This is a genomic window from Rathayibacter sp. AY1A3, assembly GCF_002930975.1.
GTDB lineage: Bacteria > Actinomycetota > Actinomycetes > Actinomycetales > Microbacteriaceae > Rathayibacter.
Window position 1 is genome coordinate 92768 of the sequence record NZ_PSTO01000011.1, and the last position, 10660, is coordinate 103427.

Genomic DNA, 10660 nt, shown 5'->3' on the forward strand with positions numbered 1-10660 from the left:
CAGCCTAGCGATCGGCGCGGCGCTGCTTGTCGGCGCCGGACCGGCGCGGAGGACCGTCGCTCCGCCCGCCGCTGGCGGAGGAGCCGCCGCGATCGGACGACCGTCCCGCCGAGCCGCCGCGGTCGGACGACCGTCCCGCCGAGCCGCCGCGGTCGGACGACCGTCCGGTCGATCCGCCGCGATCCGAGGATCGCCCGGCCGAGCCGCGCTCCGCCGGGGCGACGCGCTCGCCGCTATCAGGCCGGGGCCGCCGCGCACCCGCGCTCGCCTTCTTCGAGGGGACCGCGGGAGCGGCCGCCACCGCCTCGCCGCCCTGCCGCGCGATCGTGAGCAGCGCGCCCAGCTCCTCCCGGGTCAGGTCGCGCAGATCGCCCGAGCGCAGGGTGCCCAGGTGCAGCGGCCCGAACTGGCGCCGGACGAGCTCGATCACCGGGTGGCCGACAGCCGCCATCATCCGGCGGACGACCCGGTTGCGACCGGAGTGCAGGGTGATCTCGACGAGCGAGGCGTTCGAGCGGCCCTCCGGCCGGCCGAGGAGACGCGCCTTGTCGGCGGCCACCGGTCCGTCGTCGAGCTCGATCCCGGAGGTCAGCGTCGCGATCGTCTGCGGGAGGACCTGCCCGTGCACCTTCGCGATGTAGGTCTTCGTCACTCCGAACGACGGGTGCGCGAGGACGTGGGCGAGCTCGCCGTCGTTGGTCAGCACCAGCAGGCCCGAGGTCTCGGCGTCGAGGCGCCCGACGTTGAACAGCCGCTCCTCGAAGTTCTTCGTGTAGAGGCTGAGGTCGGTGCGTCCGTTCTCGTCCGCCAGCGAGCTGACGACGCCGATCGGCTTGTTGAGCATCACGTAGCGGCGCGAGGTGTCCAGCTGCACCGCGACCCCGTCCACCTCGATCCGGTCGGTCGCCGGATCGATGCGGCGGCCGAGCTCGTCCGCCACCTCGCCGTTGACGCGGATCCGCCGCGCCACGATCATCTCCTCGACCACTCGTCGGGAGGCGACCCCCGCTGCCGCGAGGACCTTCTGCAGTCGTTCGCCGTCGGGGCCGCTGTCAGGCGCGCTCATCGAATCCGTCTCTTCCGTCGCTCAGTAGGGGGGAGATCTTCGGCAGCTCGTCGAGCGAGGTGAGGCCGAGGTGCACGAGCAGCTGCTCGGTGGTGCCGTAGAGGACCGCGCCCGTCTCGGGGTCGTGGCCGACCTCCGCGATGAGGCCGCGGCCGAGGAGGGTGCGCGCGACGGAGTCGACGTTGACCGCGCGGATCTGCGCGACCTGACCGCGCGAGACCGGCTGCTTGTAGGCGATCACGGCGAGCGTCTCGAGCGCCGCCTGCGAGAGCCGCGTCGGGTTCTGCGTCAGGACGAAGTCCTTGACCACCGGGTCGTACTCGCGGCGCACGTAGATCCGCCAGCCGGCACCGACCTCGCGCAGCTCGAAGCCCCGGCGGATCGCCCCGTCGGCGCCGTCGTAGTCGGCTAGCAGGCGCTCGATCGACTGGCGGACCACGGCGATCGGCCTCGACAGCGCGGTCGCGAGGGAGGCGAGCGGCTGCGGCTCGTCCGCGACCATCAGGATCGCCTCGATCGCCCGGTCGATCTCGAACGCGACGGTCCCGGGGCCGGCGTCAGGAGTCATAGTCGGCTCCGAGCGCGGCGAGGCTCGCATCGCTCCACTGCTCGGCGACCCAGCGCAGCGTGAGCTCGCCGAGCGGCTCCGGCTGGTCGAACGAGATCGCGGCGTGCCGGTAGAGCTCGAGCACGGCCAGGAAGCGCGCGACGATCACGCCCTTCTCGTCGGCGTCCGCGATCAGCTCGCCGAAGGTGGCCCTCCCGCGGGCGCGCAGCATCGCCACGACGTGCGCGGCCTGCTCCCGGATGCTGATCTGCGGGGCGTGCAGGTGGTCCAGGCCCACCGTCGGCAGCTCGCGCGGAGCGAGGGCGACGGTCGCGAGGGCGGCGAAGTCGGCGGGCGACAGGGTCCAGACGAGCTCCGGCTTCGCGGACCGGTACTCCTCCTCCAGAGGCACGTCCCGCACGTGGCGGGCGGTCTCGATCGCGATCCGCTCGGCGAACCACGACGACACCTGCTTGAAGGCGCGGTACTGCAGGAGCCGGGCGAACAGCAGGTCTCGCGCCTCCAGCAGCGCCGCGTCCTCGGCGTCCACGAGCTCGCCCTGGGGCAGGAGTCCGGCGATCTTCAGGTCGAGGAGCGTCGCGGCGACGACGAGGAACTCCGACGCGCGGTCCAGCCCCTCGAGCGAGTCGATCCCGTGCAGGTACGAGAGGAACTCGTCCGTCACGGCGCTCAGGGCGATCTCGGTGATGTCGACCTGCTGCTTCGCGATGAGGCTCAGCAGGAGGTCGAACGGACCCTCGAAGTTGGTCAGCGCGAGGTGGAACCCGGTGGGAGCGGTGCGCTCCTCGAGGAGGACCTCAGGCGACCGCGCCACGCGAGATCAGCTCCCTGGCGAGCTTGCGGTACGCCTTCGCGGCGTTGTGCTCGGGCGCGAACTGGGTGATCGGGACGCCGGACACGCTGGCGTCCGGGAACTTCACCGTGCGGCCGATCACCGTCTCGAGCACGCTGTCGCCGAAGGCGTCGACCACCCGGTCGAGCACCTCCCGCGAGTGCAGGGTGCGGGAGTCGTACATCGTGGGCAGGATGCCGTCGAGCTCGATCACCGGGTTGAGCCGGTCGCGGACCTTGTCGATCGTCTCGATCAGCAGGGCGACGCCGCGCAGCGCGAAGAACTCGCACTCGAGCGGGATGAGGACGCCGTGGCTCGCGGTGAGCGCGTTGACCGTGAGCAGGCCCAGCGAGGGCTGGCAGTCGATCAGGATGACGTCGTAGTCCGCGCTCACCTTGCGGAGCACGCGGGCGAGGATCTGCTCGCGCGCGACCTCGTTGACGAGGTGGACCTCGGCGGCGGAGAGGTCGATGTTGGCCGGGATGACGTCCAGGCCCGGCACGCGGGTCCTCCGGATCGCCTCGGCCGGGTCCTTCACGGTGCCGAGGAGCAGGTCGTAGATCGTGATGGCGTCGTAGGTCGTGACCCCGAGGCCGGCCGAGAGGGCGCCCTGCGGGTCGAAGTCGATGGCCAGCACGCGGCGGCCGTACTCGGCGAGGGTCGCGCCCAGGTTGATGGTCGTCGTCGTCTTTCCGACGCCGCCCTTCTGGTTGCAGAGCGAGATGATCCGGGCGGGGCCGTGACCGGTGAGCTCCACCGGCAGCGGGAAGTCGCGCAGGGGGCGGCCGGTCGGGCCGAGCGTCGGGGCTTCGAGACCGGTGAGCTCGGCCTTGTCGTCCGTCTTGCGTGTCACCTGCGTCGTCCTCGCTTCCGTGGCGGCGTGCGCTCCCGCGCGGCCTCCGACGAGTGTACCGGCGCCCCGCTCCCCGGCCGCCGCGCCCCGCCGTGCGGGTCCGCGGCTCTAGCGCCGCGCTCGCGGGTGCGCGGACGTGTAGACGTCCCGGAGCGTGTCCGCCGTCACCAGCGTGTAGATCTGCGTCGTCGCCACCGAGGCGTGCCCGAGGAGCTCCTGCACCACGCGGACGTCGGCACCGCCCGCGAGCAGGTGGGTCGCGAAGGAGTGCCGGAAGGTGTGCGGCGAGATCTCCCGGTCCAGCCCGGCCTTCTCGGCGACGGCGCGGATGACCAGCCAGGCGCTCTGCCGCGACAGGCGGCTCCCGCGGACCCCCAGGAAGAGCGCCGGCGTCGCGCGCCCCCTCCGCGAGAGCTCGGGCCGCGCACGGACGAGGTACTCGTCGACCGCCTCGCGGGCGAAGCGGCCGAGCGGCACCATCCGCTGCTTGGACCCCTTGCCCGTCAGCCGCACCACCTCCGCGGCGACCACGTCGTCGACGTTCAGGTCCACCGCCTCCGAGATGCGCGCGCCCGTCGCGTAGAGCAGCTCCAGCAGGGCCCGGTCCCGCAGGTCCGCGAGCTCCTCGCCGCGCGCCGCGTCGAGCAGTGCCGCCATCTGCTCGACCGTGACCGCCTTCGGCAGGGTCATCGGGATCTTCGGCGGCACCACGTCCCGGGCAACGTCGTCCGCGACGACCCCCTCCTCGAGGGCGAAGCGGTGCAGCCCTCGGACGCTCGAGAGGATCCGTGCGCGCGAGCTCGCCGCGAGCGGCCGCTCCGGGCGTGCGGCCAGCCAGGAGGAGAACTCCCCCACGTCGACCCGTCCGAGCTGCGCCAGATCGACGGTCCCGCGCTCCTCGAGCCAGCCGAGGTAGAGCTCCAGGTCGCGCCGGTAGGCCGCGAGCGTGTGCGCCGAGAGCCCGCGCTCCACGCTCGCCTGCCGGAGGTACGCCTCGGCGCAGGCGCGGGGGCTCACCCCCGGGGGTGGCGGACCCGCGGGTGGCGCGTCCACGGCGAGGACGCGTCGCCCAGCCCGTCCCAGCCGCGCGAGCGGAACGCGTGCGCCGCGAGCACCGCGATCGTCAGCGAGGGGTTCTGCACCCGGCGGGCGAGGACCGCCTCGACCGCCTCGTCCAGCGGCACCCACCGCAGCTCCATGTCGGCCTCCTCCGCCTCGCGGTCGAAGGCGGAGCCGGTGGACGAGAGCCCGCGGGCCAGGTAGATCCGGATGACCTCGTCGCTGCCGCCCGGCGAGGTGGCGAACTCCGAGAGCAGGTCCCAGCGCTCGGCCTGCAGGTCCGTCTCCTCGCCCAGCTCCCGCTGAGCGGCGACCAGCGGATCCTCGCCCTCGACGTCGAGCAGGCCGGCCGGGATCTCCCACTCGCGGGTGCGGACCGGGTGCCGGTACTGCTTGATCAGGGCGACGCGGTCCTCGTCGTCGAGGGCCAGCACCGCGACGGCTCCCGTGTGATCGAGGAACTCCCGGCGCAGCTCGCCGCCGCCGTAGCGGAACGTCTCCGCGCGGACGCCCCAGACCATCCCGTCGAAGACGCGCTCACTGGTCAGGACCTCCGGCTCGACGAGCTCGTCCGACAGCGGCTCACTCATCGGCGCCCGCCTCCGATGCCGGGAAGAGGCGCGAGGCCTCCTGGCGCTCGAGGGCGGCGGTCACGAGGCCGCGGAAGAGCGGGTGCGCGGCGTTCGGGCGCGAGCGGAGCTCCGGGTGCGCCTGCGTGCCCACGTAGTAGGGGTGCTTCTCGCGGGGCAGCTCGACGTACTCCACGAGGTGGCCGTCGGGCGAGAGGCCGGAGAACCAGAGCCCCGCCTCGGCGATCCGGTCGCGGTAGCGGTTGTTGACCTCGTAGCGGTGCCGGTGGCGCTCGGCCGCCTCAGGTGCGCCGTACACCTCGGCGACGATCGAGCCCTCGGCGAGCTCGGCCGTGTAGAGGCCGAGGCGCATCGTGCCGCCCATGTCCCCGGACGCGAGGATCTCGACCTGCTCGGCCATCGTCGCGATGACGGGGAACTCCGTCTCCGGGTCGAACTCCGACGACGAGGCCCCCTCGAGGCCGGCCTCGTTGCGGGCGTACTCGATGACCATGCACTGCAGGCCGAGGCAGAGCCCGAGGGTCGGGATCCCGTTCTCCCGGGCGAAGCGCAGCGCGCCGAGCTTGCCCTCGATGCCGCGGATGCCGAAGCCGCCGGGCACGCAGATGCCGTCGAGCTCGGAGAGAGCCTTGGCCGCAGCCTCGGGGTCCTCGAGCCCGTCGGAGGCGATCCAGCGGATGGCGACCTTCGTCTGCTGCGCGAAGCCGCCGGCTCGCAGAGCCTCCGTCACGGAGAGGTAGGCGTCGGGCAGGTCGATGTACTTCCCGACCAGGCCGATGGTGACCTCGTGCTTGGGCTCGTGCACGGCCTCGAGCAGTCGCGACCAGCCGTCCCAGACGACCTCGCCGGCCGGGAGGCCCAGCTGGTCGATGATGTAGGCGTCGAGGCCCTGCTCGTTGAGCATCTGCGGGATCTCGTAGATCGACGCGACGTCCTTCGCGTTGACCACGGCCTGCTCGTCGACGTCGCACATCAGCGCGATCTTGCGCTTGTTCGACTCCGACACGGGCCGGTCGCTCCGCAGCACCAGCGCGTCCGGCTGGATGCCGATCGAGCGCAGCGCCGCGACGGAGTGCTGGGTGGGCTTGGTCTTCTGCTCGCCGGAGGCGCCCATGAAGGGCACCAGCGAGACGTGCACGAAGAAGACGTTGCGGCGGCCGAGCTCGTGGCGGACCTGGCGGGCCGACTCGATGAACGGCTGGCTCTCGATGTCGCCGACGGTGCCGCCGATCTCGGTGATGATGACGTCCGGCTGCGGGTCGTCCTCCGACTGGAGGCGCATGCGCCGCTTGATCTCGTCCGTGATGTGCGGGATGACCTGGACCGTGTCGCCGAGGTACTCGCCGGCGCGCTCCCGCGCGATGACCCGCGAGTAGATCTGGCCGGTCGTGACGTTCGCGGCCTGGTTCAGGTTGATGTCGAGGAAGCGCTCGTAGTGGCCGATGTCGAGATCGGTCTCGGCGCCGTCGTCGGTCACGAAGACCTCGCCGTGCTGGAACGGGTTCATCGTCCCCGGGTCCACGTTGAGGTACGGGTCGAGCTTCTGCATGACGACGCGCAGCCCGCGCGCGGTCAGCAGGTTGCCCAGGCTCGCGGCCGTGAGTCCCTTGCCGAGCGAGGAGACGACACCGCCGGTGACGAAGATGTGCTTCGTGATCTTCGAGGGGGCGTCCTGCCCTGCCGTCGAAGCGTTCCGGGTCGAGGACCCGGAGGAGCCCTCGGGATCCGAGGGAGAAGAAGAGGAAAGGCCCGCGTTCGTAAAGTCCACCACGGGGTTCCACCGTAACAGCAGAACGGCGGCGGCGGACCGCCCGGGACGGATCGATGTCGTCCCGGGCCGCTCGCGATCAGCCCCGCCGACTCGATTCGAGGAGCTCCCGCGCATGAGCGAGAGCGTTGGCGGAGTCGGTGAGCCCCGAGAGCAGGCGCGCCATCTCGGACACCCGCTCCTCGGAGTCGAGCTGCGTCACGGCGCTCGAGGTCACCGCGCCGTCCGAGCCCTTCTCGACGCGGAGGTGGTTCGTGGCGAATGCGGCGACCTGCGCGAGGTGGGTCACCACGATGACCTGCGACGTCTCGGCGAGCCGCGCGAGCCGTCGGCCGATCTCGATCGCCGCTGCTCCGCCGACCCCCGCGTCGACCTCGTCGAAGACGAACGTCGGAACGGGGTCGTTGGCGGCGACCACGACCTCGATCGCCAGCATCACCCGCGAGAGCTCGCCGCCCGAGGCTCCACGAGCGAGGGGCCGGGGTGCGGCCCCGGTGTGCGGCTGGAGCAGCATCTCGACGGAGTCGCGCCCGTGGACGCTCGGCTCCCCCGCGGCCGTCACCTTCACGTGCAGGCGCGCATCCGCCATGGCCAGCGCGGTGAGCTCGTCGCTGACCCGCTCCCCCAGCTCGGCGGCCGCCGCGGTCCGCAGCTCGGTCAGCCGGGACGCGAGGCGGTCGACGAGGTCCGCGTCGGCCGCGGTGTCGGCCTCGAGAGCCGCGATCCTCTCGTCGTCGCCGTCGAGCTCGAGCAGGCGGAGTCCGGAGGAGTCCACCAGGTCGAGCACGTCGTCCAGCGTCGGTCCGTAGGTGCGGGCGAGCAGGGACAGCTCCGCCCGCCGGTTCTCGATCAGCTCCAGGTCGTGCGCGCCGTCGAGGTCGAGCTCCGCCAGGTACGAGGAGAGCCCGCCGGCGGCGTCGACGAGGAGCACCGCTGCCTCGCCGAGCGTCTGGACCGTCGGCTGCAGGGCGGCGTCGTGCTCGGCCGCCCGCTCCAGCACGCGCCGCGCCGTCTCGAGGAGCCCGAGCGCGTCCCGCCCGTCCAGCTCCTCGGACGAGATCGCCTCGCGGGCCTCGCCGGCGGCGAGCCGGAGCTGCTCGATGCTCCCGAGCCGGGCGGACTGCGCCGCGAGCTCGACGTCCTCCCCGCGCTGGGGGGCGACCACCTCGATCTCGGCGAGGGCGGAGCGGAGCCGTTCGGCTTCGCGGGCGCGCGTCTCCCGGGCCTCGGTGAGCGAGTCGAGCTCCTCCCGGTTGGCCCGCCAGCGCTCGAAGGCGCTCGCGTAGTCGCGGAGGGCGTCGGCGAGACCGGGTCCGCCGAACCGGTCGAGCGCCTCGCGCTGCGCCGCGGCGGAGCGGAGGCGGATCTGGTCCGACTGCCCGTGCACGACGACCAGCTGATCGGCGAGCTCGCTCAGCACGCTGACCGGTGCGCTCCGGCCGCCGACGACGGCTCGCCCGCGTCCCTCCGCCGAGACCGAGCGCGCGAGGAGCAGCTCCGGGCCGTCGAGATCGCCGCCGGCGTCGTGGACCCGCTCGGCGACCGGGCCCTGCTCTGGGACCAGCCAGCGCCCCGACACCCAGGCCTGCTTCGCTCCCGAGCGCACCGCGGACGCGTCCGATCGCGCGCCCAGCACGAGGCCGAGCGCCGTGACCACCATCGTCTTGCCGGCGCCGGTCTCGCCGGTGACAGCGGTGAAGCCCGGTCCGAGCGGGAGCGTCGCCTCGGCGATCACTCCGAGGTCGCGGATCTGCAGCTCTTCGAGCATCGGGCCTTACTCCGTCTCCGCCGATCCCCGCCATCCGCGGATGGGGAGACCGAACTTGTGCACGAGTCGATCGGTGAAGGGGGCGTCGTGGAGGCGCGCGAAGCGCACCGGCACGGGCGAGCGCCGGTAGACGACGCGCGCTCCCGGCGGCAGCTCGTAGGCGCGCCGGCCGTCGGCCCAGAGGACGCCGACGCCGTCGGTCCTCTCCTTGACCTCGACGGCGAGGCTCGACGACGGGCCCACGACGAGGGGCCGCGCGAAGAGAGCATGGGCACTGAGCGGAACGAGGAGCATCGCCTCGACGGTCGGCCACACCACGGGCCCGCCCCCGGAGAAGGCGTAAGCGGTGGAACCGGTCGGAGTGGACACGACGATGCCGTCGCAGCCGAAGCTCGACAGCGGACGTCCGTCGACGCCCACCATGACCTCGAGCATCCGCTCGCGGCTGCCCTTCTCGACCGTGGCCTCGTTGAGCGCCCAGGTCTCGTAGACGACGGCCTCGTCGATCTTGACGCGCACCTGCAGGGTCATCCGCTCCTCGACCGCGTAGTCGCCGTCGAGTGCGCGGGCGACGGCGTCGTCGAGATCGTCCCGCTCGCTCTCGGCGAGGAATCCGACGTGGCCGAGGTTCACGCCGAGCAGAGGGGCCGTCCCGGACCGGACGATCTCCGCCGCGCGGAGGATGGTCCCGTCCCCGCCGAGCACGAACACGAGCTCGATGGACTCGAGCGGCACGTCGGACCCGAGCACGGCGACGTCGCTCAGATCCGGAGCGACCGCGACGATGTCGCCCTTGTCGTCGGCGCAGAGGACGGGGTGGGCGCCGGAGTTCCGGAGGCGCTCGACGACGAGGACCGCCGCATCGAGGGAGTCCGTCCGTCCGGTGTGGGCGACGACGAGGATGTTGCGCTCGTCACGAGGGGACTGCATCGAGGGTGTGTCCTTCTGGTCGGTCGACAGCGGCGGACACGATCGCGTCATCCGGTGGTGAGCGCGGTGACCGCGTCCCTCCATTCTGTCGGAATCGTTCCGCGGTCGCGGTGGAGGTGCGCCAGATACTCACGATTCCCAGCGCCCCCCGGGAGTGGCGACTCGGCCAGCCCGACGACGCCGAGCCCCAGGTCCCACGCCGACCACAGGACGTCCGAGAGGGCCTCGCGACGCAGCTCGGGATCCCGGACGATCCCCTCCCGCACTCCCAAGCGGCCGACCTCGAACTGCGGCTTCACCAGCACCACGAAGTCGGCGAGCGGATCCACAGAGGCCGCCACCGGAGGCAGAACCATCCGCAGGGAGATGAAGGACACGTCGGACACGACCAGGTCCGGCACGATCTCGGTCCTGGCGGCTTCGGCGAGCCGGGCGGCGGTGAGATCCCGCGCATTGAACCCCTCCACCACGTGGACGCGATCGTCGGACCGGATCCGGGGAGCGAGCTGCGCGTGCCCGACGTCGAGGGCGATCACCGAGGCGGCGCCGCGCTCGAGCAGGACCTGCGAGAACCCGCCCGTCGACGCCCCGACGTCGAGAGCGTTCCGGCCGGCGACTCGCACCGTCACGAAGGTGTCGAGGGCGGCGAGCAGCTTGTGGGAGGCCCGGCTGACGTAGTGGTCGAGGCCGGCGACCGCGACGTCCTGATCGTCGCGGACGCGGATCGAGGGCTTCAGTGCAGGGACGCCGTCCACCGTCACCAGACCGTCGGCGATCATCCGAGCGGCATGGGTGCGGGACCGGGCGATGCCCCGTTCGGCGAGAGCCGAGTCGAGTCGCGAGTCGTCGGTCATCGGTCGCGGTCCGCGTTCTCGAGTCGGATGCGCAGCTGCTCCTGCAGCTGGACGTATCCGGCTGCCCTCTCGTTGAGCGGAGTCTGCTCGATCCGGAGGAGCTCGTCTGACAGGACGTGTTCCTCCACGGGGTCGAAGCCGTTCTGGAGCGGCCTCGATTCCGGAAAGGGCGTCGGGTCGTGCTGAGTCATCGCTGCTCCTCGTTCCGGAGTCGGGCGACGACGGTCATCGTCGCTCCGGCCCGTCCTGTTCGTCCTCGAACAGAGACCGACCGGTTAAACAGCGATGGCCACCCATTTCTGGGTGGCCATCGTGAATGGTGTCCGGCGGTGTCCTACTCTCCCACAGGGTCCCCCCTGCAGTACCATCGGC

10 protein-coding genes and 1 pseudogene are annotated in these 10660 nt (G+C 72.2%); all 11 read right to left on the minus strand.

What is annotated here, in order from left to right; genetic code table 11:
* Positions 1–295: 295 nt before the first annotated feature.
* Positions 296–1066: pseudogene (locus tag C5C10_RS07510) on the minus strand (pseudouridine synthase); the annotation flags it as partial.
* The gene (scpB, locus tag C5C10_RS07515; protein ID WP_104328935.1) at positions 1053–1634 is read right to left on the minus strand and encodes an SMC-Scp complex subunit ScpB; all 582 of its coding nucleotides are present in this window, start codon (positions 1632–1634) and stop codon (positions 1053–1055) included. The pseudogene C5C10_RS07510 and the gene scpB, both read right to left, overlap by 14 nt.
* Entirely contained in the window at positions 1624–2448 is an 825-nt protein-coding gene (locus tag C5C10_RS07520) for a ScpA family protein (protein WP_104255454.1), read from the minus strand. The genes scpB and C5C10_RS07520 overlap by 11 nt, the downstream gene beginning before the upstream one ends.
* Positions 2432–3319 (minus strand): ParA family protein, encoded by an 888-nt coding sequence (locus tag C5C10_RS07525; RefSeq protein WP_104222502.1) that lies wholly within the window; start codon positions 3317–3319, stop codon positions 2432–2434. The genes C5C10_RS07520 and C5C10_RS07525 overlap by 17 nt, the downstream gene beginning before the upstream one ends.
* 108 nt (positions 3320–3427) lie before the next feature.
* Positions 3428–4336 (minus strand): site-specific tyrosine recombinase XerD, encoded by a 909-nt coding sequence (gene xerD / locus C5C10_RS07530; RefSeq protein WP_104238573.1) that lies wholly within the window; start codon positions 4334–4336, stop codon positions 3428–3430.
* Positions 4333–4968: an NUDIX hydrolase gene (locus tag C5C10_RS07535; RefSeq protein ID WP_104250719.1), complete on the minus strand. Its 636-nt coding sequence runs from the start codon at positions 4966–4968 to the stop codon at positions 4333–4335. Before C5C10_RS07535 ends, xerD begins: the two co-directional genes overlap by 4 nt.
* Positions 4961–6625, minus strand: coding sequence for a CTP synthase (locus C5C10_RS07540; protein ID WP_104222604.1), 1665 nt, complete (start codon positions 6623–6625; stop codon positions 4961–4963). Before C5C10_RS07540 ends, C5C10_RS07535 begins: the two co-directional genes overlap by 8 nt.
* Before the next feature lie 190 nt (positions 6626–6815).
* Positions 6816–8504 carry a DNA repair protein RecN gene (gene recN / locus C5C10_RS07545; RefSeq protein WP_104328936.1) on the minus strand — a complete coding sequence of 563 codons (1689 nt, stop codon included), beginning with the start codon at positions 8502–8504 and terminating at the stop codon, positions 6816–6818.
* 6 nt (positions 8505–8510) lie between these two features.
* Positions 8511–9434 (minus strand): NAD kinase, encoded by a 924-nt coding sequence (locus tag C5C10_RS07550; RefSeq protein ID WP_104222498.1) that lies wholly within the window; start codon positions 9432–9434, stop codon positions 8511–8513.
* A gap of 47 nt (positions 9435–9481) precedes the next feature.
* Positions 9482–10288 carry a TlyA family RNA methyltransferase gene (locus C5C10_RS07555; RefSeq protein WP_104328937.1) on the minus strand — a complete coding sequence of 269 codons (807 nt, stop codon included), beginning with the start codon at positions 10286–10288 and terminating at the stop codon, positions 9482–9484.
* A complete protein-coding gene (locus C5C10_RS07560; RefSeq protein WP_104328938.1) occupies positions 10285–10479 on the minus strand; it encodes a hypothetical protein in 195 nt (64 codons plus the stop codon). The genes C5C10_RS07555 and C5C10_RS07560 overlap by 4 nt, the downstream gene beginning before the upstream one ends.
* Positions 10480–10660: the final 181 nt, after the last annotated feature.

What these genes read in the sequence shown, in the direction of transcription:
- scpB (WP_104328935.1), bottom strand. Translation starts at nt 1,634, where the DNA reads ATGACTCCTGACGCCGGCCCCGGGACCGTCGCGTTCGAGATCGACCGG.
- C5C10_RS07535 (WP_104250719.1), bottom strand. Translation starts at nt 4,968, where the DNA reads ATGAGTGAGCCGCTGTCGGACGAGCTCGTCGAGCCGGAGGTCCTGACC.
- recN (WP_104328936.1), bottom strand. Translation starts at nt 8,504, where the DNA reads ATGCTCGAAGAGCTGCAGATCCGCGACCTCGGAGTGATCGCCGAGGCG.
- C5C10_RS07550 (WP_104222498.1), bottom strand. Translation starts at nt 9,434, where the DNA reads ATGCAGTCCCCTCGTGACGAGCGCAACATCCTCGTCGTCGCCCACACC.
- C5C10_RS07555 (WP_104328937.1), bottom strand. Translation starts at nt 10,288, where the DNA reads ATGACCGACGACTCGCGACTCGACTCGGCTCTCGCCGAACGGGGCATC.
- C5C10_RS07560 (WP_104328938.1), bottom strand. Translation starts at nt 10,479, where the DNA reads ATGACTCAGCACGACCCGACGCCCTTTCCGGAATCGAGGCCGCTCCAG.